Annotated in this window: 23 protein-coding genes and 1 other RNA gene; 12 read left to right on the forward strand and 12 right to left on the reverse strand. The window is 38.6% G+C overall.

All coding sequences use genetic code 11. From position 1 onward, the window contains the following. Window positions 1–16 precede the first annotated feature (16 nt). The gene (locus ACJG85_RS08235; RefSeq protein ID WP_412476107.1) at window positions 17–1327 is read left to right on the forward strand and encodes a tetratricopeptide repeat protein; all 1311 of its coding nucleotides are present in this window, start codon (window positions 17–19) and stop codon (window positions 1325–1327) included. A gap of 68 nt (window positions 1328–1395) precedes the next feature. Here the strand turns inward: ACJG85_RS08235 and lpdA are convergent, their stop codons facing one another. The 5 genes from lpdA to truA form a co-directional block, all read right to left on the reverse strand. Then, window positions 1396–2784 carry a dihydrolipoyl dehydrogenase gene (gene lpdA / locus ACJG85_RS08240; protein ID WP_412463826.1) on the reverse strand — a complete coding sequence of 463 codons (1389 nt, stop codon included), beginning with the start codon at window positions 2782–2784 and terminating at the stop codon, window positions 1396–1398. Between the two features lie 76 nt (window positions 2785–2860). Beyond that, on the reverse strand, window positions 2861–3799 hold the full coding sequence (locus ACJG85_RS08245) for a hypothetical protein (RefSeq protein WP_409679408.1): 939 nt from the start codon (window positions 3797–3799) through the stop codon (window positions 2861–2863). Continuing rightward, entirely contained in the window at window positions 3800–5254 is a 1455-nt protein-coding gene (locus ACJG85_RS08250) for an MBOAT family O-acyltransferase (protein WP_412476108.1), read from the reverse strand. A 41-nt stretch (window positions 5255–5295) separates the two neighbouring features. After that, window positions 5296–7050 carry an ABC transporter ATP-binding protein gene (locus ACJG85_RS08255; RefSeq protein ID WP_412476109.1) on the reverse strand — a complete coding sequence of 585 codons (1755 nt, stop codon included), beginning with the start codon at window positions 7048–7050 and terminating at the stop codon, window positions 5296–5298. Window position 7051: 1 nt separating this feature from the next. Then, entirely contained in the window at window positions 7052–7789 is a 738-nt protein-coding gene (gene truA, locus ACJG85_RS08260; RefSeq protein ID WP_409679399.1) for a tRNA pseudouridine(38-40) synthase TruA, read from the reverse strand. Between the two features lie 124 nt (window positions 7790–7913). On the opposite strand from truA, the gene ACJG85_RS08265 reads away from it, so the two are divergent. Next, a complete protein-coding gene (locus tag ACJG85_RS08265; RefSeq protein WP_412463828.1) occupies window positions 7914–8408 on the forward strand; it encodes a metallophosphoesterase family protein in 495 nt (164 codons plus the stop codon). A gap of 236 nt (window positions 8409–8644) precedes the next feature. Here the strand turns inward: ACJG85_RS08265 and ACJG85_RS08270 are convergent, their stop codons facing one another. Further along, complete coding sequence (locus tag ACJG85_RS08270; protein ID WP_412465176.1) at window positions 8645–9055, reverse strand: DUF4293 family protein; 411 nt, start codon at window positions 9053–9055, stop codon at window positions 8645–8647. A 182-nt stretch (window positions 9056–9237) separates the two neighbouring features. On the opposite strand from ACJG85_RS08270, the gene rho reads away from it, so the two are divergent. From rho to ACJG85_RS08290, 4 genes are all read left to right on the forward strand, one after another. After that, window positions 9238–10980, forward strand: a complete 1743-nt coding sequence (rho, locus tag ACJG85_RS08275; protein ID WP_412463829.1) for a transcription termination factor Rho — start codon at window positions 9238–9240, stop codon at window positions 10978–10980. 95 nt (window positions 10981–11075) lie between these two features. Then, on the forward strand, window positions 11076–11657 hold the full coding sequence (locus ACJG85_RS08280) for a hypothetical protein (RefSeq protein WP_412463830.1): 582 nt from the start codon (window positions 11076–11078) through the stop codon (window positions 11655–11657). Window positions 11658–11832: 175 nt separating this feature from the next. Beyond that, window positions 11833–13719: a molecular chaperone DnaK gene (dnaK, locus tag ACJG85_RS08285; RefSeq protein ID WP_409679387.1), complete on the forward strand. Its 1887-nt coding sequence runs from the start codon at window positions 11833–11835 to the stop codon at window positions 13717–13719. Window positions 13720–13854: 135 nt separating this feature from the next. Beyond that, window positions 13855–14454, forward strand: coding sequence for a hypothetical protein (locus ACJG85_RS08290; protein WP_412476110.1), 600 nt, complete (start codon window positions 13855–13857; stop codon window positions 14452–14454). Window positions 14455–14516: 62 nt separating this feature from the next. Here ACJG85_RS08290 and ACJG85_RS08295 read toward each other — a convergent pair whose 3' ends face one another. After that, complete coding sequence (locus ACJG85_RS08295) at window positions 14517–15578, reverse strand: glutaminyl-peptide cyclotransferase (RefSeq protein WP_412476111.1); 1062 nt, start codon at window positions 15576–15578, stop codon at window positions 14517–14519. Between the two features lie 86 nt (window positions 15579–15664). Here ACJG85_RS08295 and ffs point away from each other — a divergent pair. The 5 genes from ffs to fsa all read left to right on the forward strand — a co-directional run bounded on the left by ffs (window position 15665) and on the right by fsa (window position 18956). Beyond that, an RNA gene (ffs, locus tag ACJG85_RS08300) (signal recognition particle sRNA small type) lies at window positions 15665–15762 on the forward strand. A 61-nt stretch (window positions 15763–15823) separates the two neighbouring features. Next, the gene (locus tag ACJG85_RS08305; protein ID WP_412476112.1) at window positions 15824–16822 is read left to right on the forward strand and encodes an enolase C-terminal domain-like protein; all 999 of its coding nucleotides are present in this window, start codon (window positions 15824–15826) and stop codon (window positions 16820–16822) included. Between the two features lie 43 nt (window positions 16823–16865). After that, window positions 16866–17228 carry a VOC family protein gene (locus ACJG85_RS08310; RefSeq protein WP_412476113.1) on the forward strand — a complete coding sequence of 121 codons (363 nt, stop codon included), beginning with the start codon at window positions 16866–16868 and terminating at the stop codon, window positions 17226–17228. Window positions 17229–17232: 4 nt separating this feature from the next. Then, window positions 17233–18042 carry an SDR family oxidoreductase gene (locus ACJG85_RS08315; RefSeq protein WP_412476114.1) on the forward strand — a complete coding sequence of 270 codons (810 nt, stop codon included), beginning with the start codon at window positions 17233–17235 and terminating at the stop codon, window positions 18040–18042. Between the two features lie 257 nt (window positions 18043–18299). Next, window positions 18300–18956, forward strand: coding sequence for a fructose-6-phosphate aldolase (gene fsa / locus ACJG85_RS08320; protein WP_409679372.1), 657 nt, complete (start codon window positions 18300–18302; stop codon window positions 18954–18956). Between the two features lie 93 nt (window positions 18957–19049). On the opposite strand, the gene ACJG85_RS08325 is transcribed toward fsa, so the two are convergent. The 5 genes from ACJG85_RS08325 to ACJG85_RS08345 all read right to left on the reverse strand — a co-directional run bounded on the left by ACJG85_RS08325 (window position 19050) and on the right by ACJG85_RS08345 (window position 23090). Beyond that, window positions 19050–20459 (reverse strand): TlpA family protein disulfide reductase, encoded by a 1410-nt coding sequence (locus tag ACJG85_RS08325; RefSeq protein ID WP_409679369.1) that lies wholly within the window; start codon window positions 20457–20459, stop codon window positions 19050–19052. Between the two features lie 66 nt (window positions 20460–20525). Beyond that, the gene (locus ACJG85_RS08330; RefSeq protein ID WP_409679366.1) at window positions 20526–20717 is read right to left on the reverse strand and encodes a hypothetical protein; all 192 of its coding nucleotides are present in this window, start codon (window positions 20715–20717) and stop codon (window positions 20526–20528) included. A 59-nt stretch (window positions 20718–20776) separates the two neighbouring features. After that, window positions 20777–20971, reverse strand: a complete 195-nt coding sequence (locus ACJG85_RS08335) for a hypothetical protein (RefSeq protein WP_409679363.1) — start codon at window positions 20969–20971, stop codon at window positions 20777–20779. Between the two features lie 6 nt (window positions 20972–20977). Then, window positions 20978–22363 (reverse strand): radical SAM protein, encoded by a 1386-nt coding sequence (locus tag ACJG85_RS08340; protein ID WP_412476115.1) that lies wholly within the window; start codon window positions 22361–22363, stop codon window positions 20978–20980. Then, window positions 22356–23090 carry a prolipoprotein diacylglyceryl transferase gene (locus ACJG85_RS08345; protein WP_412476116.1) on the reverse strand — a complete coding sequence of 245 codons (735 nt, stop codon included), beginning with the start codon at window positions 23088–23090 and terminating at the stop codon, window positions 22356–22358. Before ACJG85_RS08345 ends, ACJG85_RS08340 begins: the two co-directional genes overlap by 8 nt. 111 nt (window positions 23091–23201) lie before the next feature. Between ACJG85_RS08345 and ACJG85_RS08350 the strand changes: the two genes are divergently transcribed. After that, window positions 23202–24821: an ABC-F family ATP-binding cassette domain-containing protein gene (locus tag ACJG85_RS08350; RefSeq protein WP_412476117.1), complete on the forward strand. Its 1620-nt coding sequence runs from the start codon at window positions 23202–23204 to the stop codon at window positions 24819–24821. Window positions 24822–24987 lie beyond the last annotated feature (166 nt).

Genomic DNA, 24987 nt, shown 5'->3' on the forward strand with positions numbered 1-24987 from the left:
TTTAAAATAATACCACATGAAAATTAAACACCTTGTAATGGCTTCGGCCATGATAGTTTCCTTTTCAACTTTTGCTCAAAAAGACGAGTTAAAAGGGTTGAAAAAGATTTACAGTAAAGAATCTCCAAAGCCTGAAGAGGTAGTCGAATATAAATCAAATTTGACAAAATTGGAGAGTTTAGCGACAGAAGAATCAGATAAAATTGCTGTCGGTTTCTATAAGGCGATGTTGCCTCTTGTTGAAATTAAATCTCTTGGTCCAACAATAACTCCTGCTCAAAAAGCATCAATTGTGACACCTAAAAAGGTAGATGATATTGAGAAAGGTTTAAATGCAGCATTAGAGTTTGAAAAAAGAATCGGGAAAAAGACGTTTACTGATGATATTCTCACTAAGATTGGTTTTTATAAACAGGAGTTAGTTAGTTATGCTATTGCCTTAGGTGAGCAAAAACGTGATAAAGAAGCTTCGCAAATACTTTATTCTGTATATAAATTAGATAGTAAAGATGTTGACAAGCTTTTTTATGCTGCTAGTTTTTCGGTGAATGCAGCAGACTATGATACCGCATTGCAATATTATTATGAGTTGAAGAAATTGAACTATACCGGTGAGTATACTATTTTTTATGCATACAATAAGACTTCAAAGCAAGAAGAGGCTTTTAATAATAAAGCAGAGAGAGATTTGTTTTTAAAATCAGGATCTCATGAAAAACCAAGAGATGAGAAGACATCTTCTAAAAGAGGTGAGATTTACAAGAATATAGCTCTGATTTTGGTTGAAAAAGGTAAAATTGATGAAGCTAAGTCTGCTGTGGCAGAAGCTCGTATTGCTAATCCTGATGACACTTCTCTAATCTTAACCGAGGCGGATTTATATTTAAAAGTAAACGATTTTGACACTTATACAAAGTTAGTTAGTCAAGCTTTAGCCAATAATCCAAATAACGCTGATTTGATTTACAATCTTGGTGTCATAGCCGGAAATGCTAATAAGATTGCTGATGCTGAAAAATATTATAAAAGAGCATTGGAAATAGATCCTAATTATTTTAATGCTAATTTAAATCTTGCTGAGTTATTATTGAGAGCAGATGAAAAGTTTGTCAATGAAATGAACAAATTAGGAACTTCTGAAAAAGACAACAAACGCTATGATGTTTTAAAAGCCGAGCGAGAGAAGAACTTTAAAGCTGTTCTACCATACTTAGAAAAGGCTTATGAGTTGCAACCTGACAATGATGCCGCCAAGAAAACACTGATGAGCGTTTACAATGCACTTGAAATGACCGACAAGTACAAAGCTTTGAAAGCCAAAAATTAAATGTTATCAACAATAAAAAAACCATCCGATTCTCGGATGGTTTTTTTTTATGCTTTGTTAATTGTGAATTACAAGTGAATTACTTCTCCGTAAGCATCGGCTACCGCTTCCATTACGGCTTCACTCATCGTTGGATGTGGGTGTACTGCTTTCAGGATTTCGTGACCTGTAGTTTCTAATTTACGGGCTACAACAGCTTCTGCAATCATATCGGTTACACCGGCGCCAATCATATGACATCCTAACCATTCACCGTATTTGGCATCGAAAATTACTTTTACAAAACCATCCGGAGTTCCTGCTGCTTTGGCTTTTCCTGAGGCAGTGAACGGAAATTTACCGATTTTTAATTCGTATCCTTTTTCTTTAGCCGCTTTCTCAGTCAAACCTACCGAAGCAATTTCAGGCGTAGCATATGTACAACCCGGAATATTTCCGTAATCTAATGGCTCCACATGTAAACCGGCAATTTTTTCCACACATAAAATACCTTCTGCAGAAGCTACGTGCGCTAATGCTTGACCGGGAGTTACATCGCCAATAGCATAATAACCGGCTACATTGGTTTGGTAAAATTCGTTTACCAAAATTTTATCTTTATCAGTTTTGATACCGGTTTCTTCCAATCCGATGTTTTCAATATTGGTTTTAATACCAACGGCCGATAACAAGATGTCGGCTTCTAAAACTTCTTCACCTTTAGCGGTTTTAACAAAAGCCTTTACGCCATTTCCGCTGGTATCGATTTTTTCTACAGAAGAGTTGGTCATCACATTGATACCGGATTTTTTCAACGAACGCTCAAATTGTTTTGAGATGTCTTCGTCTTCTACCGGAACTACATTCGGCATAAACTCCACTATGGTAACTTCTGTTCCCATCGAGTTGTAAAAATGAGCGAATTCCACACCAATAGCACCGGAACCTACTACAATCATTTTCTTTGGCTGACTTGGTAAAGTCATTGCCTGACGATAACCGATTACTTTTACACCATCTTGCGGTAAGTTTGGCAACTCTCTCGAACGAGCTCCTGTAGCAATAATAATATGGTCCGCACTGTATTCAGTTACTTTGCCATCTGCAGCTGTAACCGCTACTTTTTTGCCCGGTTTTACTTTGCCGAAACCATCAATAACGTCAATTTTATTTTTCTTCATTAAGAATTGAACCCCCTTACTCATGCCATCGGCTACACTGCGTGAACGGGCAATAACGGCATTGAAATCTTTGTCAAATTCTTTTACGGTCAAACCATAATCTGAAGCATGTTTTAGGTAGTCAAAAACCTGAGCCGATTTCAATAATGCTTTGGTTGGAATACAACCCCAATTCAAACAAATACCTCCAAGGTTTTCTTTTTCTATTACGGCTACTTTAAAGCCCAATTGCGAAGCACGGATGGCAGTAACATAACCGCCCGGTCCACTTCCTAAAACAATAATATCGTATTTCATGTTTAAAAGATTATTTTAAATTGATAGAATGCCGTCCCTGTTGCCAGTGACATCTGAATGATTAGCGACTGCGAATTTAAGGATTTATTTTAAAAAAACGCTTCAATTCTTTCTCCTCATAGAGCAATTTATTCATTTGATTGACGCCTTTCAAGTTTAAATGATTTGAATTGTAGAAAAAGCCAATATTGGAAGAGATTTCAGGATAGTTTGCATCAATTATTGGAATACCAATGCTTTGGCATAAAGTTACCGATTCCTTAAACTTTTTGTGATGGGATAAGGTTTTACAAATAGGGGTTTGAATGCACAACAATTTTATGTTTTTTTGTTGACAGAATTTGTAGAAAGCTGTCAGTTCCTTTTTTAATTTGGGATAGTCATCATCCTTGATAAAGAACTTTTTGACTTCATCACTTAGCGGATGCTTGATTGTATCCCAATGGTCTGTGTTTTCGCCATATCCTTTTGGAAAAACATTGGTTTTGTCCAATAACAAACAGTCTTTTAACAACCGATATTTGAAGACAGCATATAACGGCACATACTTTTCAGTATTGGAAAATTGAAAGTAATCCACCAAAGGCAAATTCTCTTCGGAAGGAAAAAATGCAAATCGGGCATATTTGTCTTTGTCGGTAAAATTGGTGTTTTGTAAATCTCCCGGTTGTACAAAGGGATCAAAACTCAATAACGCAAATTTTGGTGTTGGATTCTTTGATAAGTAATTTTCCAACCGGAGTCGGATTGCCGTCAACTCGGAGTGTCCGTTCATGCCTAAGTTGAGGGTTTTTACATTGTAGCTTTTTTCAAAAAAGGCCGGATTAAAATGCCCCCAGCAACGTGAACTGCCTAATAAAACCAAGTCGGCTTTTTGGTCAGATAAGCTATCCCAATTGTCATAGCCAGTAACCTGTTTGTTTGAAATTCTAATGGATAAACCTAATTGTAAAATAAAGGCAACAACTATGGTCGTCAAACCGAAAAAAGCGGTATTTTTTAAAAAAAGTTTCATTTAGAATTGAAAATAAATAAACTCCTGATTAGACCCAATAGAAGAAAAATAGTAAATAGAAAGTACCAAAATGGTGTACATACTCCATCTCAATGGTTTTTTCCAACCAATACCTAAGCTTTGTAAACCATGTTGCTTGTCTCTGCCAATCCATTCAATGGTTATCATTATTACCAAAAAGAAAAAGGTATAAATTGACAAACTCATACCGGTAAATTCTGGCAGACTTAAAATAGAAGATGAGCAAATTTTACCAACATAGGCAAAGGCTTCACCAATATTTTCGGCCCTGAAAAAAATCCAAGCAAAAGTAGTGAGCAAAAAAGTTATAAAAATGGATAGCAGTTCATTGAAGTTAGGAAATAATCTTCCTTGCGCTACTATATCCATATTAACTCTATTGGTTTTTAACAGTACAGCAGGTAAGATAAAAAAAGCATTCAACAAGCCCCAAAAGATAAAAGTCCAATTGGCACCGTGCCAAAAGCCACTGACTATAAAAATAATAAACGTATTTCTTATCTTAATCCAATTTCCACCTTTACTGCCGCCCAATGGAATGTACAAATAGTCTTTAAACCACGAAGACAATGAAATATGCCATCGGCGCCAAAACTCGGCAATATCTCTCGAAAAATAAGGATATGCAAAGTTACGGAGCAGGTCAATACCAAAAAGTTTTGCAGTACCTAAAGCAATATCTGAATACCCTGAAAAATCTCCATAGATTTGAAACGCAAAAAATAGAGCGCCCAATACTAAAGTGCTACCCGAATAGTCTGTATAATTTTGAAAAATATCATTGGCAAAAACAGCACAACTGTCGGCGATGACAATTTTTTTAAACAAACCCCATAAAATTTGTCTCATGCCGTCAACAGCCTGATGGTAATCGAACTTTCTTTCGTTTTTTATTTGTGGTAAAAGATGTGTTGCCCTTTCAATAGGACCGGCAACTAACAATGGGAAAAAGCTAACAAATAAAGCATAATCGATAAAGTTTTTTTCCGATTTTATACGGTTGAAGTATATATCTATAACATAAGAAAGGCCATGGAATGTATAAAATGAAATACCTACCGGTAAAACAATATCAAGAGTGAGCGGGTTAGCTTGAATGCCTACATGTGACAAACTTTGACTAAGAGAAACGGCAAAAAAGTCATAATATTTAAAAACACCTAAGAACCCTAAGTTGACTACTATACTAATCCAAAACCAAATTTTTTTATGGGAATCAGTTGCCGATTTTTCCATTTTGATACCGGTAAAGAAATCAAGGAAAGTTGAAAATAGCAGCAAAAATAAAAATCTCCAATCCCAGCAAGCATAGAAGAAGTAGCTGGCCGCCAATAATAAAATATTTTGCCAATTGACTTTTTTAGGATTAATCATCCAATAGAGCGTCAATACTATCGGTAAAAAAACAGCAAAATGAATGGAGTTAAAAAGCATTTTTTAGTTCAAGTTTTGGCAAATGTAACTAAATTGAAGTGCTATACTTCGGAGGCAAACTGCGAATCGTATAAATTTTTATAAAATCCTTGTTCACGATTAATCAGCTCTTGGTGTTTGCCTTCTTCCACAATTTGACCCTTGTCCATCACTATGATTTTATCGGCATTGATAATGGTAGCCAAACGATGTGCAATAATGATGGAAGTTCTCCCTTCTGTTATTTTCTCAGTGGCTTTCTGAATGAGCTCCTCACTGTAAGTGTCAATAGAAGAGGTGGCTTCATCTAAAATTAATATGCTCGGATTATTCACATAAGCACGAAGAAAGGCAATCAACTGTCTCTGACCCGATGACAACATCACGCCGCGTTCTTTTACATCATAGTCATATCCGCCAGGCAGGGTTTTAATAAATTTATGAACGCCAATTTTCTTTGCCGCTTCAATTACATCTTTACGACTGATTTTTGGATTGTTGAGCGTTATGTTATTGTGAATGGTATCGGCAAATAAAAATACATCCTGCAATACAATGGCAATTTGTTGTCGTAAGCTTTCCAGTTGGAAGTCATTGATGTTTTGATCGTCTATGTAAATTTCTCCGGAATTGATTTCGTAAAAACGATTCAGCAAATTAATAATCGTTGATTTTCCGGCTCCGGTAGCACCGACTATGGCAATTGTTTCGCCTTGGTTGACTTTTAAATTAATACCTTTTAGTACGTTTTCCTTATCGTTATAGCTAAACACAACATTTTCAAATCGGATATTCCCTTTAAGGTGTTGGGCTATGAGGTTACCGTCTTTTTGAACGTCTTTATCAGCATCCAAAATATCAAAAACACGATTGGCTGCGATCATTCCCATTTGCATCTCATTGAATTTATCGGCTATTTGACGCAAAGGGTTGAACAACATCGAAATGAACATGGTGTACGAAAACAAATCCCCGAAAGTGGTAAACTTATCGCCATCAAGGATATGAAAACCTCCGTACAAAATAACAGCACCTAAGGTTAAAGAAGATATGATATCCGCAATAGGGAAGAAGATTGAGTTGTATAGTATGGTTTTAATCCAAGCTTTGTTATGCTTCTGATTGATTTCTTTAAACTTTTCGTATTCAATGGCTTCTCGGTTAAAGAGTTGGACAATTTTCATACCCGTAACCCTTTCCTGTACAAAAGTGTTCATGTTGGCTACCTGATTGCGTACTTCTTCAAAAGCCACTTGCATTTTTCGTTGGAAAATTCTGGTTACGTAAACCAATATCGGCATCGCTATAATCACTATCCAGGTCAGACGCCAGTTCATGTAGAACATAAACACCAAAACCACCAACATTTTCAACAAATCACTTATAATCATGAATAATCCTTGGCTGAAAATTTTGGCAATTTGTTCGATATCCGAGACAGAACGAGTAACCAATTGTCCCACCGGCGCATGGTCAAAATACTTCATACGAAAACTCAGCATGTGTTTGAAAAGCTTGGTTCGGATGTCTTTAATAATGTCTTGGCCAAGCCAGTTGGCCCAGTAAACAAAGTAAAATTGAGACAAAGTTTCCAAGAGTAAAACCACAGCCATAATAATGATGTAAAACAGCAAACCGTTTTCGTCTTTTGGCTCAATGTATAAATCAACGGTTTGCTTCAGTAAATAAGGGCGAAGTGCTGCAAAAACAGAAAGTAAAACAGCAAACAAAACCACACCATAATACCTTTTTTTATAAGGCTTAGTGTATTGTAAGATGCGTTTGAATAATTTTGTATCGAAAGCTTTTGCTTGCATTTTATTGTATATAGTCGTATTCAATTTGGGTTAAGTATAGGCCGTGTGCCGGTACCGAAAATCCGGCTTTTCCTCGGTCTTTACTTTCAATTATTTTTTCAAAATCGTCGAGATTTATTTTGCCTAATCCAATGTTAATCATCGTTCCGACTATGGCCCTAACCATGTTGCGTAGAAATCTATCGGCCGAAATGGTAAAAACCAATTGGGTTCCGTTTTGTTGCCAATGAGCTTCAAAAATAACACAATTAAAAGTTCTAACGTCGGAATGGGTTTTAGAAAAGCATTCGAAGTCATGGTGTTGGAAAAGAATTCGGCAAGCTTCGTTCATTTTAGCAATATCGAGCGGCAAAGAATGTAGCCAACTCCCATCAGATTCAAAAGCGTCTTTAAACGTATGAATGTGGTATTCATAGGTTCTTTTGGTCGCATCAAATCGGGCATGTGCCTCATCAGCTACGGGAATGATTTTGTAGATTACGATGTCTTTCGGTAAGTAGGAATTGAGTTTATGGACCAATTTCGGACCTTCGATTTCCGTATCGTAATCAAAATGCGCATACATTTGTTTAGCGTGTACACCTGTATCAGTGCGGCCGGCACCCACTACGTCAATTTCTTTCTTCAGTAAAACAGATAAAGCTTTGTTCAGGGTTTCTTGTACGGAATTAGCGTCCGGTTGGTATTGCCATCCGTGGTAATTTGTTCCTCTGTAAGCTAATTCTATAAAATATCTCAAGGTATTAGGCCTAAATTTTGAGGCGTAAAGGTACAAAGGATTTTAATTTTCATGTTTAAAGTTTTCATAATTTCGTTACTTATATTTGCAACCTCAGTACCTTAGAACCTTAGTACCTTTTACTTTGAAAAAAATCCTGCTCCTTTCCGACACGCACAGTCATATAGATGAATCCATCCTGAAATATGTTCGTTTAGCCGATGAAGTTTGGCATGCCGGTGATATAGGCGATTTGCAAGTGACCGATACTATCAAAGCCATCAAACCTTTGCGAGCCGTTTACGGAAATATTGATGATGACAAGGCTCGAATGGAATTCCCGTTGCACAATCGTTTTATGTGTGAAGGGGTTGATGTTTGGATTACCCACATCGGTGGTTATCCCGGTAAGTACAACCAAGCCATCCGATTAGAAATTCAGAACAGTCCGCCTAAGCTTTTTATTTGCGGCCATTCACATATTTTGAAGGTCCAGTTTGATAAGCAGTTGAATTTACTGCACATGAATCCCGGTGCTTGCGGAATATACGGATTCCATCAGGTGCGAACGATGTTGCGTTTTGAGATTGATGGCGATAGAATTCAGAGTTTGGAGATTATTGAGTTAGGGAAAAAATAGTTAGGATTTATGATTTATGATTTGGGATTTATGATTTTTGAATGTCTGATTGATTTTTGTTATTGCCCTTTTTAGCCCCGATTCCTTCGGCAGTCGCTTCGTTCGTGTGTAGAGAAAAGATTGTATCGAAAAGCGGGACACGAGCACAGCGACTGGCGTAGCAAATAGCTCCAAATAAAAAACCCGAACCATAAGATTCGGGTTTTTCGCAGCACTAAAAAACTAAGTTTATAGGTTTATCGCAATCGATCCACAGATTTTACAAGATCTTCATCCTTTTTGATGGCTTTGTTGGCCAAAACCAAGAATACGATAGAAAAAACAGGTAGGAACATCCCAACACCTTTCTCAGGAACAGCAGTAGTTCCTCCAGATGCGCTTAGTGTTCGATACACAAATAATCCTAATAAAATTAAATTCAATATGATATTCAATCTGCCCATGACAAATTGTTGTTGTCTTTTTGCGTGAGATAAAATGCTTAATAATGAGAGTGTGGTGCTTAAGCCAAACAAACTCACATAAACAATATCAGCCATAAAATAAAACGGTTTTTCCGCAACTGTCCACAAAGGGAACAAAAACGGCAATACCCCGGTAATAAGTAAGCTGACGATTAAATAATAAGTTTGTACTCTAAACATAATCTTGAAATAGGTGCACAAAAATAAAGTTTCTTTTTAAAAAATACTATTGCATCCTAAAATATTATTTGTATTATTGCATTGCAAATCCGCAAGTACTTCATCTTCGGATGTTTCTATACCATTTTTCTACCCACATTTTTTAGTATTTTCCGAAAAATATAATTTTATTCACCACAGTATCGATGTTTGATATTTCCGCCTTAAAAGAAATGAAGCTTACTGAGCTTCAAGAAATTGCCAAGTTGGCCAAAACCATAAAAGTAGCCGGTGCCAAAAAAGACGTATTGATTGCGCAAATTTTGGAACACCAGAGTAAAACTGTTGCCGAAGAAAGCAAGTCGGACCCGGAAGCACCTAAAGCCAAAGAGTCTAAAACAAAGCGAACGCGCATCACGGCTAGTCCAAAAGAGCCTGAATCCAATGCCAATGATTTGTTTTCGCAAGATGAAACTCCCGCCGCTCCAACAGTAGATAAACCGGTTTTTGAAAGCAAAAAGAATAAATTCAAAAAGCCATTTGACAAAAAAAGCAACAATAGAAATAATAACGAGTTCACCCAACAGGAAACGCTAACTACAGAAGTTTCTGCGGAAGCCGAAACCACAGCCAAGCCAAGTGCTGAAGTTACCGAAAACCAACCCGATGTTGCTCCGGAAGAGAATCGACAAAACCGCCACAAACATCAAAATTCTTCCCAAAGTTCAGCCGAAAATTCCACGAATAAACCGCAAAACAACGGTAACGGCAATTCGAATAACCCTAATTTTAAAGGAAAAAAACAAAATAATTTCAGAGATGCCGACTACGAATTTGACGGTATCATTGAAAGCGAAGGCGTTTTGGAAATGATGCCCGACGGTTATGGTTTTTTGCGTTCTTCCGATTACAACTATTTAGCATCGCCGGATGATATTTATTTGTCGACTTCACAAATCCGATTGTTCGGTTTGAAAACCGGAGATACGGTGAAAGGAGTGGTGCGTCCGCCTAAAGAAGGAGAGAAGTTCTTCCCTTTGGTAAAAGTGTTAAAAATTAACGGTCACGATCCGCAAGTGGTGAGAGACCGAGTGTCATTTGAACATTTAACGCCAATTTTTCCTAAAGAAAAATTCAACATCGCCGATAAACAAGCCAGTGTTTCCACCCGTGTTATAGATTTGTTTTCCCCTATTGGTAAAGGGCAACGCGGTATGATAGTCGCGCAACCCAAAACCGGTAAAACGATGTTGTTAAAAGACATTGCCAACGCCATTGCCGCCAATCACCCTGAAGTATATTTGTTGGTTTTACTAATCGACGAAAGACCGGAAGAGGTAACCGACATGCAGCGCAGTGTTCGTGGTGAAGTGATTGCTTCTACTTTCGACAGAGAACCCTCGGAACACGTGAAAATTGCCAATATTGTTTTGGAAAAAGCCAAACGTTTGGTGGAGTGCGGACACGATGTGGTGATTTTATTGGATTCGATTACGCGTTTGGCACGTGCTTACAACACCGTACAACCGGCTTCCGGTAAAGTATTGTCGGGTGGAGTAGATGCCAACGCCTTACAAAAACCTAAACGTTTCTTTGGTGCCGCTCGTAACGTAGAAAACGGAGGCTCTTTAAGTATAATTGCTACGGCCTTAACCGAAACCGGTTCTAAAATGGACGAAGTAATTTTCGAAGAATTTAAAGGTACCGGTAATATGGAGTTGCAGTTGGATAGAAAAATTGCCAACCGCCGAATTTTCCCGGCTATCGATTTAACGTCTTCCAGCACACGTCGAGACGATTTATTGTTGGACGAAAAAACACTGCAACGCATGTGGATATTGCGTAAGTTCTTGGCCGATATGAATCCGGTGGAAGCTATGGATACCATTAATGATAAGATTAAGAAGACTCGAAACAACGATGAGTTCCTGATTTCGATGAACGACTAAATAGAAAATCCCAACCACACAGGTTGGGATTTTTTTTGGCATACGCTTTGGTAAGTTGTCTTAAGATTGTCTTAAGAACCTTTAAATTTTATCCTATGAAAACTTCCAGAAAACTTCGTTTGTTATCCTTATTGGGATTTTTGTTATTGTTTGCGCCGTTTTATGATTCTTGTGAGAACAGGAAAAATGGTTTATTAAAATCCTATGATGAATATGACGCAAACGGAAAACTAATAGAGAAAACTTTTCTTCAAAATATCTACAATGTTGTGGTAGATGATCTATCCTTTAATGGATTTCAAATAGCCAGTTTTTCTATTTATGCCATTCAAGACACAACTTTCAAAGAATTTGAAGAGGAAGTCTCCAAGTCGTTCAAAAAAGAAGAATGGTACAAAGATTTAGGGATAGTGATTTCTTTGCTGTTTGATGTAATTATTGTAATCTCTTTCAGTTTGATTTTGTTGTCTTTTTCTAACAGGATAAGACTTTTAAATAAGTTGGCCTTAGCAAATACCATAGTAATAATGCTAACGCTTTTGTATATTATTTTATTAGAAAGTTCTTTTGAACATTGGCGACAAATCAAATGGGGTTATTATGCTTTTCTCGTCACCAATCTATTAATCTTCTATTCTTCCAAACAGGCAATAAACCTCAAAAATCCTAAATCCTAAATCCCAATTCCTAAATCAAAATGTCATCTTGTCAGCAAAATATACGCAAAACTGACAATTTAGGTTCAATTTCCCCATGGCACAATAGTTGTCATTTGGCAAACCGTACAACACAAAGTACTATTCACTCGTAGAGGAATAATCAAAAAAAAATAAACAAAAAGGAGAAAATAAAATGGGAAAAATTATTGGTATCGACTTAGGTACAACCAACTCTTGTGTGGCCGTTATGGAAGGTGGAGAACCGGTAGTAATTGCTAACGCAGAAGGTAAAAGAACAACACCGTCTGTAATCGCATTCGTAGAAGGCGGTGAAATCAAAGTGGGTGATCCTGCTAAAAGACAAGCAGTGACTAATCCAACCAAAACCATAGCGTCTATCAAACGTTTTATGGGGAACAAATATACTGAAAGCGCTAAAGAAGCTTCAACAGTAGCTTACAAAGTGGTAAAAGGCGACAACGATACACCACGTGTCGACATCGATGGTCGTTTGTACACCCCACAAGAATTGTCAGCAATGACACTCCAAAAAATGAAAAAAACAGCCGAAGATTATTTGGGTCAAGCAGTAACTGAAGCCGTGATTACGGTTCCGGCTTACTTTAACGATGCCCAACGTCAGGCTACCAAAGAAGCAGGAGAAATCGCCGGTTTAAAAGTAATGCGTATCATCAACGAGCCAACAGCAGCTGCCTTGGCTTACGGATTAGACAAATCAGGAAAAGACCAAAAAATTGCGGTATACGACTTAGGTGGCGGTACTTTCGATATCTCTGTTTTAGAATTAGGTGATGGCGTATTTGAAGTATTGTCAACCAACGGTGACACGCACTTAGGAGGTGACGACTTCGATCAAGTAATTATCGACTGGATGGCGAACGAATTCAACAGCGAAGAAGGTGTTGATTTGCGCAAAGATCCAATGGCATTGCAACGTTTGAAAGAAGCGGCCGAGAAAGCTAAAATCGAGTTGTCTTCTTCTACGCAAACCGAAATCAACTTGCCTTATGTTACGGCTACTGCTTCAGGACCGAAACACTTGGTAAAAACGTTGACTCGTGCTAAATTTGAGCAATTGGCTGAAAGCTTGGTAAAACGTTCTATGGAACCGGTTGCCAAAGCGTTAAAAGATGCAGGTTTATCCACTTCAGATATCGACGAAGTAATCTTAGTAGGTGGTTCTACCAGAATCCCGGTAATCCAAGAGCAAGTTGAAAAATTCTTTGGTAAAAAACCTTCTAAAGGCGTTAATCCGGATGAAGTAGTAGCGATTGGTGCGGCTATTCAAGGTGGTGTTTTAACCGGAGATGTAAAAGATGTATTGTTGTTAGACGTTACGCCTTTGTCTTTAGGAATTGAAACGATGGGTAATGTGATGACTAAATTAATTGAAGCCAACACCACTATCCCGACCAAAAAATCGCAAGTATTCTCCACTGCTGTAGACAACCAACCAAGTGTGGAAATCCACGTATTGCAAGGAGAAAGAGCAATGGCTGCGGATAACAAAACCATCGGACGTTTCCACTTAGACGGTATTCCGCCGGCCCCAAGAGGTGTGCCTCAAATTGAAGTAACTTTCGATATCGATGCCAATGGTATCATCAAAGTATCGGCTACGGATAAAGGAACCGGAAAATCACACGACATTCGTATCGAAGCTTCTTCAGGCTTAACTCCGGAAGAAATTGAAAGAATGAAGAAAGATGCTGAAATGAATGCTGAAAACGACCGTTTGGCCAAAGAAAAAGCCGACAAGTTGAACGAAGCCGACAGCATGATTTTCCAAACCGAGAAACAGTTGGGTGAATTCGGAGATAAATTATCCGAAGGTAACAAAACCGCTATCCAAACTGCGTTAGACGAGTTGAAAACAGCATACGAAACCAAAGATATTGCTACCATTCAACCGGCTTTAGACAAAATCAACGAAGCTTGGAAAAATGCTTCCGAAGAAATGTACAAAGCCCAAGGCGAAGGTCAAGCCCAAGAAGCCCAACCGCAAGCCGAAACGCAAGGCGATAACACTCAGGATGTAGAATTCGAGGAAGTGAAGTAACCAGGAGGCGTTGGTCTTTTATAAATATAAGTACGAAGTAACCGAGTCAGTAATGGCTCGGTTTTTTTTATTTAACACGCCTCGAAATGAATATTTTGTATATTGGTTACCGAATTCCTAACCAAAACAATACTCATGAAAAAAATTGTGATTTTAACTTTTATGGCTTTGTTGAGTCTTAACACCTACAGTCAGAAAAAGACCCGAGGCGAAGCCCAACGGAACGGAGCAAAACCAACCGCAGCTGCCGGATTAGCTAAAGTTGATAACCTGGTAGCCGAAGTCAAAAAGGGTAACTTCCAACTCACCATTACCGAAAACGGTAAAGAGAAAGACGCCATCATCATCAAACCGGCGGATGCTATTTTTAAGCCAACCAATTGTAAGTTGACCGTTGTAACGGCTTCGGGAACCAAATTGTATTTGCTCTCTTGGACCGAAGTAACCCAACAAAAAACCGATTTAAAAACGGAAGACACTACTACTAATTACAGTGTTATTTATGAAATAGCTTCTAAAAAACAAGTCTTTTCCAATACGCAATCCAACACTCATATCGTGGAGAAAGTATTTTTAGACAAAAACAAAACAGCCAGCGAAACCCGAGAAAAAATGCGCAAAGACGGTTTCGAATTCATTTTAAATGCCGACGGTTCTGTTACTCAAAAAGGAAAAAAGCAAGACATCAAATGGGTCTATGATACTGTAAAAATGGAATATGTGGTGAAGAAGTAAATAAGAACCGCAAATTCGCCCATTATTTAAAAGTTCAATGGGCGAATTTTCGGTTATGTTTTTTATGGCGTAACCTTAATTTCAAAAGTTTTATTCCAATTTTTTCCGGTCACAAAAATGGTATTGGTCGATTTTCTGTAAGCAATACCGTTAAGTACTTCCGCTTCTTTATTGGTTACTTGCGCTCGCAAAGCCGATAAATCTAAAACCGCTTCTACCGCACCAGTGGTAGGATTAATGACTGCGATAGCGTCTTTTTGCCAAATATTGCCGTAAATTTTTCCGTTAATCCATTCCAATTCGTTGACACTTTTAATTTTACTGTCGTTGGTGTACACATTAATAAAATTAGTCAACTTCAACGTTTCAGGATCTAAAGTCCAAATCTTTTCAGTACCGTCGGAATGGTAAATCACTTTGCCGTCGTTGGTCATTCCCCAACCTTCAACCGGTTTGTCATATTTAAAAGATTTTATCTTTTTCATGGTTTTGGCATCGTACACAAAACCTTCTTGATTTTGCCAAGTCAATTGGTAAATTTTACCATTGATAACCGTAGTGCCTTCACCAAAATATTTTTTATCTAAACCCACTTGTTTGATGGCTTTTCCGGTTTTATAATCCACTTTAGCTACATAGGACAAATAAGTAGTTCCGCTAGGAGAACCGGTACTTTCTATTAATGTGTCGTTGTAAAATTCGTAGCCTTCAATAAAAGCATTCACATCGTGCGGATAGCTATTCACTACGGTATATTTCAGTAATTTCGGCACCACTCCGGAGGCAACTTCTATGCGTGTTTTAGTTGAAACAGTGTCATTATCAAAATATACCAACGCCTTGAGCTGATGGTAGCCCAATTTTTTGCCATTCAAATCCAATGAAAATTTCTCATTCCCTTTCACGGAACCCAATCGTTCGCCATTGGAAAAATAAACCACACTGTCGATGGTTTTGTTTTCTTTGTTCAATAGGGTGAAATTCACTCTGTCTGTGGCTTGGTACATCGACTTTAACTGACTCTCATCAAAGCTGAAATACTTTTGTTTCTCTGCCTGACTATCGCCGCAACTTGCTAAGTTTAGTGCTAAAAATGTGGTTATGAAAAGGTTATGTAATTTCATGTTTTTTCAATCTGATTTTCTCTCACAAATATATTTATTATGGTCTTAAATTATTGCAAAAAAATAAAAAGATTGTATATTTGCAGCGGCAAGTCCTACACGACCAGCTCCTACAAAATCCTCCAGGATGGGAACATAGCAAAGGTATGTGGTTGTAGCGGTGCGATGTAGGTCGCTTGCCGTTTTTTAAAAAAAAGAATCCCGTTTGGTTGTTACAGCAAAGCGGGATTTTTTATTTTTACACCATGATCCTACATCGGCAAATAGTCCAACTCCAACTCAAAGAAACCTTTGCCATTGCGTATGGGAATTATACCTTCCGAGAAGCTTTGATTGTATCGCTCCAAAGCCATGGGGAAAAGGGTTATGGCGAATGTACTGCCATAGATTATTACGACATCAACTTAAACGACTTTCAAGTCATTTTGAATCGCCTGCAATCGGTGATTGAAAAGCAAAGTATTGTTCATCCAACCGAATTTTACGCTTTTCTACTCACGTTGGAATTGCCGAGTTTTTTGCGTTCGGCCTTAGATTGTGCTTATTGGGATTTGTTTGGTAAACTCGAAAAGCAATCCTTTTTGACACAGAACAAAATCCATTTTAACCAACTGCCGGAATCTTCCATTACCATTAGCGTGGATTCCGTTGAGCAGCAATTGCAAAAAATGGCTCAATCAGATTGGCGTTATTTCAAAGTAAAATGCAATCACTTCAGTGAAAGCGATATCCGTAAGTTATCAGAATCAAACCTAAATATCGCTTTAGATTCTAACGGAAGTTTCACCGCCCAAGATTGTCTTTGGTTGGAAAATTATCCTGATGTTGCCCACTTTACTTATCTGGAACAACCTATGAAAAAAGGAGTGGAGCAATATTCGAATTTGCATTCCAATGCATTGGCCAATTGGATGGCGGATGAAGACTGTCAAACCAGTGCCGATTTGGAAAAGTTGCAGCCGCATTACCGCAGTATCAATATCAAATTAGTCAAATGCGGCGGCCTAACGCCGGCTTTGGCAATGATAGCAGAAGCGCGCAAGTTGGGATTTAAAATCATGATAGGCTGCATGACAGAGTCGACTATCGGAATTTCCGCCGGAGCGGTTTTAGCGCCTTTGTGTGATTATGCCGATTTGGACGGTGCCAATCTCATCGCCAACGACATCGCTAAAGGAAGTCATATCGTAAACGGAATCATTGAGCTAAGCGAAAATCATGGATTAGGAATAAAATTGCGCTAAAAGATTGGTTTAGTTTTTTATATTTAACCAAATTAAAATACAAATGAATTTTCAACCTATTATACCAATTATTTGGACTGAAGAGTTACAGGAAACAGTTGATTTCTATTGTAATATTTTGGACTTTACTTGTGGCAATATTAGTGAAGAATGGCAATGGGCATCTTTATTTAAAGACGATTGTGAATTAATGATTGCTAAGCCCAATAAGCATACTTCATTTGACAAGCCTTCTTTTACAGGGACATTTTATATTAAAGTAGATGATGTGGAGTTGCTTTGGAAACAATTAAAAAATAACGTTAAAATTGTATACGAACTCGAAACCTTTGATTGGGGAATGAAAGAGTTTGCCATTTATGACAACAATGGTTATACAATACAATTTGGACAAGACATAACATAACAACATGAGTAAAGTAGTATTAATCACAGGCGGTTCCTCCGGCATAGGAAAGGCGATAGGCGAGTTTTTATTTCACAAAGGATTCACCGTTTACGGGACGAGCCGAAATCCGGAAAAAATAACCAATTCGTTATTTCCGTTAATTGCGCTGGATGTTCGAAATACCGAGAGCATTCAACTTGCGGTGGATAAAGTGATTTCAATCTCAAAAAGAATAGACGTAGTCATCAACAATGCCGGCGTAGGCATTACCGGTCCGATAGAAGAAATTCCTACGGCCGAAATCAAAAACAATTTCGAAACCAATTTTTTTGGTCCGATCGAAGTCATTAAAGCCGTTTTACCGCAAATGCGCGAACAAAATTCGGGCTTAATCATCAATATCACGTCCATTGCAGGGTATATGGGTTTGCCGTACCGCGGCGTGTACTCGGCTTCCAAAGGTGCTTTGGAAATTGTAACCGAAGCCATCAGCATGGAAGTCAAACCTTTCGGCATCAACGTTGTCAATGTGGCACCGGGTGATTTTGCCACCAACATTGCTTCCGGACGCTATCATGCTCCGGTGATTCAGGGTTCGGCTTATGAAACCACCTACGGCAATACGCTACAACAAATGAATGAACACGTAGACAGCGGCAGCAATCCCAACGAAATGGCGATGGCCATCTACCAAATCATCAATACCAAACAACCGAAACTGCACTACAAAATAGGGGCATTCATGCAAAAGTTTTCTATCGTTTTAAAACGAGTTTTACCGGATAGGGTATACGAACGTATGCTGATGAAGCATTATAAATTAAAGGGATAAGGGAAAAGGGATAAGTTATTAGCAGAAAATAAGTTTCCTTTTTCAAATTAGGTGTTGTACTTTTGCACTGATTTTGCGTTAAATTTGAAATTAAAAGTAGGACTGCCAGTGGCAGTTAGGTATTTACTTTAGGAAGTCATAAAAACCGAATGTCCACCGGACATTCTCCTCTTAATATCAAATCATGCACTGCGGATAGCCTGACCCGAAGGGAAACGCCCAACTTTTAAAAACACAACTTTTATAAATAATACACTATGAAATTTTTTATCGACACAGCCAACCTAAACGAAATTAAAGAAGCACAAGGATTAGGCGTTTTGGATGGTGTTACTACCAATCCGTCGTTGATGGCTAAAGAAGGCATCACAGGTAAAAACAACATCTTAAAACACTACGTTGACATTTGTAACATTGTTGACGGTGATGTAAGTGCCGAAGTAATTGCCACCGATTTTGAAGGTATGGTAAGAGAAGGCGAGGAGTTGGCCGAATTACACGAGCAAATTGTGGTAAAATTGCCTATGACCAAAGATGGAGTCAGAGCTTGTAAATATTTCTCCGACAAAGGCATCAGAACCAACGTAACTTTAGTGTTCTCAGCCGGTCAAGCGTTATTGGCTGCCAAAGCCGGTGCTACTTATGTGTCTCCGTTTTTAGGTCGTTTGGATGATATTTCAACCGATGGTTTAAACCTGATCCAAGAAATCAGAGAGATTTATGACAACTACGGTTTCGAAACGCAAATCTTAGCCGCATCAGTTCGTCACACCATGCACGTGGTTAACTGTGCTAAAATTGGTGCTGATGTCATGACCGGGCCGTTATCGTCTATCTTAGGCTTGTTAAAACACCCGTTAACCGATATCGGTTTGGCCCAATTCTTAGCCGATTACGCCAAAGGAAACCAGTAGTGAGTAGTTGTTGGCAACTATCATCATAAAAAAACGTCTCGAATAATCGAGACGTTTTTTTATAACTTTAAACCCGTAACCCGTAACCCATTACTAATTCAATCCTTCTTCAAAGTTCAATTCAAAAATATTTGTAAATGCATTTTTAATCAAACCTTTATCACCTAAAATGATGGTGCGGTGGATTTTAGTAATGACCCATTTTGATTTAAGATCTTCAAAATCGGCACAACGCAATTCGGTCACGCCTCCAAATTTATATTTGGCCATAATGCCTTTCCATTCTTCTTGGGTGTCATTTAGGTTGATGCCCACAAATTGGTATTCAGGATGTTTTTTTCTGAAGTCGATGATTTTTTTATGGGCGGCTTCAAAGTGCGATACAGCATTGGCAGTCCAAAAGAAAATTACGGTTTTTTTGTTGGTAAAAGAGGAAGAATTGACGGTTTTACCGTTCTTGTCCAATAAAACCACATTGGGCAATACTTTCGATTGGGTTAACAATTGAATGGCATCCCCGATTTTTGTAATCTCATTTTTCTTGCTCTTATCTGTCGAAATTTTGTGGTAAGTAGCCAAAAAGGTTTGGTTGTTCACCATGTTTTGGTCTTCCAACAAATAAGTGAAAGCAATATTGTTGAGGATGGTATTTTTCACCTTTTCGTTTTTAATCAACGTATCGGCTATATTCATTTTGTTGATGTTGGTTTTCAAAGCCAAATCTACTTCCGTAAAATGGTTGTGGTAGTTAATGGCACCCATATTGTTTAACATGTGCGATAAATACATCACATAAGGTGAATAATCGGAGAGTGCGGCATTGTTGCAATCGATGTTTTTTCGGAAATCATAGTAGTTGGCCGGAATGCTTTCATAAACATCGTTACCGGTCCTCATTTTATGTATCATCGGATACAATTCTTTACCCGAATAGAAAGGATAATCAACAGCCGCCTTAGCATAGGCGTCAAACTCATCGCTCCATTTCAACTCCTGCTTTTTAGCATCGTAAAAATGGGTAGCCAATTGGTGCGTAGAATCGATGGTTTTGGTAAACTGATTGATATCTTTATTAAAGGCTTCAAAAATGATGTCTTTCGCTTTTTCGGTTTTGAGGTATTGCTCCATCAAAAAGTTGTTTTTCTGATCGCCGCGACCACAAAAAATAACCGAGTTGTCAAAATCTCGCGTATTTACGCGCACCATCAAACTGTCGTTTTTGTCGAAGTAAACATATTGGTACTCCGGTTCGTGTTTAAAGGTGTACAAACCCGGTGCTAAGGAATCAAACTGTACAAAAAAGCGGTTGTTTTTGTCTAACTTGATGGAATCGATAACTTCATTGTCTTTACAGAAAAGGACATACGGATTATTCGGATTTACGATTTCTCCGCCAAAGTATGCCACGTAATCATTCCCTTTGAATTCGTTTTTACACGAGCTCATCAGCGTTAGCAAAGGGACAAGAAAAGCAATAACTTTAATACTTCTGTAGGTGTGCATTGAATTGAAACTAATGAACAAAAATATTCAGATGATTTTGATTTTGTTGTTAATCAATAGTTAAAGTTAAAAGCCTCCCCAATGAAGTAAAGCACTACAGCTTCCAAACCCAATGATAGCTACAATTAAGGTGTAAGTGATCAGTTTGATGGCGTATTCTTTTTTTTCTTTATTGAAAATCAGCATGAATAATCCCACTATAAAAGCTATGCAGCTGATTAAAATAATGATAGCCAATAAAAAAAGAAGTGTAAACATATTGTTTGGTTTGAAGTAAGGAATAAGTTTGGTTATTAAACCGGAAAACTGTTGGGCATTTAATGGGTTGCCAAATAAATACAAGTACCAAAGCCAATTACAAGTAGTGTGACAACTGTGATAGCCGAAATAAGCACCAATCGTAACGCTAATTTGGATTTCCCTTTAGAGGCAATCAGTGAAACTAAACTCACTATAAATACGATAACGCAAACGTACAACAGATTTAAGGCCAATTGAAATAATAGTTCCATACTGTTTTAATTTAGTTCTTTTCTAAGCGTTTCTATGGTGTTGTCTCGGTAAAACAAGTTCATGGTTTCAAAAGGGACTATTTTCCCTCTTTTGTCCACGATGTGTACACAAGATTTCTTCACGGCTCGTACATCAAAATCGTAGGCATCCATAAAATTCATGATAATAATACGAAAAAGATTTTCATAATGCAGGTTGTCCGATTTCACTCGGGGTAAGCAACACATCAATTCACCAAATTCTTCTTCGGCACAATCTACCGATATACCGGTGCTGAACAAATTGAGCATGTGGTTTTTTAGTTTTTCATCGTTTTCAAAAACAATCGTATTTTTTGAATTATTAAGCAAGTCCTCCGGATTAATCAAGTTGGTCATTGGTATAATTTCCCCGTCTATTTTTAAGGCGTAGGCCATACACAAAGCATCAGGGTTACAAGGAACCGGAATTAAATCTTGCGGCGTAAAAATAGGGTACTGCTCATAAATTTTTCTTCGCACCTCGGTTAGGGTTATTCTGCCTTGGCTATCATCGTAATTCTCGTTTCTTCCGGCCACTTGTGTAGGTTGGAAGGTTACGCCTCGCACACATTTTTGTTGAACGGCATAGTCTAAAATTTGCCCTATTTCATCATCGTTTTCGCCTTTTTGAAGCGTAATGACTAAGGTAGTCGAAAGGTTAAATTGGTTCAAGTTGTCGATGGCTTTTTTTCTTACTGCTGTCAAATCCTCGCCACGCAATTTTTCTAAAACTTCCGGTTTAAAACTGTCAAACTGCAAGTAAATTTCAAAGTCGGGCATATAACCCGCCAATTTTTCTACAAACGCTATGTCTTTGGCAATCCTAATACCATTGGTGTTTAGCATCAAATGACGAATGGGCTTGCTTTTGGCCATGTCCATAATCTCAAAAAACTGCGGATGCACCGTAGGTTCGCCACCCGAAATTTGCACCACATCGGGTTCACCTTCATTGGCTACGATAATGTCGAACATTTTTTCAATTTCCTCGAGCGTTCGGTGTCGTCCGTAATTCGGTCCAGAACCGGCATAACAAGTAGGACAAGCCAAGTTGCAACGGTCGGTCACTTCTACTATCGACAAACAGGAATGTTGCTCGTGATCGGTACACAAACCACAGTCGTAAGGACAACCGTAATGCACTTTGGTATTGAATTTCAATGGCACTTCCGACTGCTTGTTGTAATTCCGTATTTGGCGGTAATATTCCACATCGTCGGCTATCATTACCTTAGAGTCGCCGTGGGTTTTGCAATGTTTGAGCATCCAAACCTTTTCGTCCTGAAACACAATTTTAGCATCAATGGTGTGCAAACATTCCGGGCACAAGCTCTTGGTATAGTCGTAGTAAATATAATCTCGGTTAGGCATAACGTATAAGTCTTAAAATAAATTGGTAATAATAGCCAAAAATGAAAAGCGCACTCCATTGAATCGCGCTTAGCCCCAAAAATAGCGGATGGTAAGGTTTGATAAATTCTACTGCAAACCGATACAAAAAGTATAACACCATGAACAGTTTAAACCGATCGCCATTGCGCAGCTGAACGTGTTTTATTTTTTGAAACAACCCAAACAGCAATACCATATAAGCCATTTCGTAAAGCGCTACCGGATGTCGTAGTTTGCCATCTCCAAGATCCATACCGAAAATAAATTGGGTTTCAACGCCATAAGTGTTTTCGGCTACACCCATACTAAAACAACCGATGCGACCGATGAACAAAGCCACTATAATCGGAATCACATAAATATCGCCCGAGGCTGTGGTTACGCCTATTATTTTTTTGATGGCTTCCACACCAAACAAACCACCCAAAAATCCGCCTGCCACTGTTTTGTTTTGGTAAAATGTCAGCCAGGTTTGGTTTGCTATTTCGGACGGGTTTTCAAGCATTGCAATTACTCTCGAACCTATCAAAGCACCCAGCATAGCACCCAATAATATCCAAAGCCTGTTGATGTCGGATATAGGATCAACGATGCCTTTTTTCAGGTAGTAATATAGGCGAACACCAACAAAAAAAGCCAACGTTTCGAATATGATGTGAAGATTAACAGCATCACCAAAAAGATTGAGTTGGATAGGAAAGGTCATGTATGGCGGTTGAATTAGAAATCGAATATACTAAAAAAACTGTCAACAGTACACTGCTGAAGAAACACTATTTTTCACTACTTTTGCACCGAATTTTATAATATACGATCCATGTTAACAGTTTCTAACTTATCGGTACAATTTGGTAAAAGAATTTTATTCGACGAAGTAAACACCACTTTCACCCAAGGCAACTGCTACGGTGTGATTGGCGCCAACGGTGCCGGAAAATCTACTTTCCTTAAAATTTTAGCCGGCGATATCGAGCCAACCTCAGGAAGAGTGTTCCTGGAGCCGGGCAAACGCATGTCGGTGTTGAACCAAAATCACAACATGTTCGACGAGCATACCGTGTTGGAAACCGTGATGATGGGGAATAAAGTATTGTATGCCGTAAAAACGGAAATGGACGCCTTATATGCCGATTACGATGATAAAAATGCCGACCGCATAGGCGAGCTCCAAGTACAGTTTGAAGAAATGAACGGTTGGAATGCCGAATCCGATGCCGCTGCCATGTTGTCTAACTTGGGGATTGGTGCCGACATGCATTACACCCTAATGAGCGAGATGGAAGGGAAGATGAAAGTACGTGTGTTATTGGCCCAAGCTTTATTTGGCAATCCGGATGTGTTGGTGATGGATGAGCCTACGAACGACTTGGATTTCGAGACCATTTCTTGGTTGGAAAACTTCTTGGCCAATTATGAAAACACGGTCATTGTAGTATCGCACGACCGTCACTTTTTAGACTCGGTTTGTACGCATATATCCGACATCGACTTTGGAAAAATCAACCATTACTCCGGAAACTATACCTTTTGGTATGAGTCGAGCCAGTTAGCGGCGCGTCAAAAAGCACAGCAAAACAAAAAGGCAGAGGAGAAGAAAGCCGAGTTGGAAGAGTTCATCCGTCGTTTTAGTGCTAACGTGGCCAAGTCGAAGCAAGCGACTTCCCGTAAAAAAATGATTGAAAAATTAAACCTCGACGAAATCAAACCGTCCAGCAGAAGATATCCTGCCATTATATTTGATGTAGAAAGAGAAGCCGGCGACCAAATCCTGCACGTACAAAACTTATCAGCGTCTATAGACGGCGAAGTATTGTTTAAAAACGTCGATTTGAACATGGCCAAAGGCGATAAAGTCGTGGTGTTTTCTAAAGATTCCCGCGCTACTACAGCCTTTTACGAAATATTAAACGGCAAACAACAACCTGACAGCGGCACGTTTGAATGGGGAATTACCACCACGCAATCGTACTTGCCTAACGACAACAGCGAATACTTTACCGACGGCAGTTTGAACTTGGTAGATTGGTTACGCCAATTCGTAAAAACCGAAGAAGAGCGCGACGAAGTGTATGTACGTGGCTTTTTAGGCAAAATGATTTTCTCGGGCGAAGAAGCCTTGAAAAAATGTACCGTATTGTCCGGAGGAGAAAAAGTGCGTTGTATGCTCTCGCGCATGATGATGATTCGTGCCAATGTGTTGATGTTAGACGAACCGACCAACCACTTGGATTTGGAATCGATTACGGCCTTTAACAACTCACTCAAAAACTTCAAAGGCTCGGTATTGTTCACCACACACGATCACGAGTTTGCCCAAACCGTAGCCAACCGTGTATTGGAAATCACACCAAATGGCGTGATAGATAGATACATGACGTTTGACGAGTATTTGGAAGACGAGAAGATACAGGAAATGAGGAAGAAGATGTATAGTTAATATAAAAACCGCCGGTGGGCGGTTTTTTTGTTTTTGGATAATTAGTTACTGCTAATGTGAGAAACCTTTCAATTGGTGACGGAGTTCTTAAACTTAACTAATATACATTTCGGATTCTGCTTTTTATTTTCATAGGTTTTTCCCAGTATGTTTTGTGTCAATTTTT

The organism is Flavobacterium mekongense, assembly GCF_047038255.1.
Taxonomy (GTDB): Bacteria; Bacteroidota; Bacteroidia; order Flavobacteriales; family Flavobacteriaceae; genus Flavobacterium; species Flavobacterium mekongense.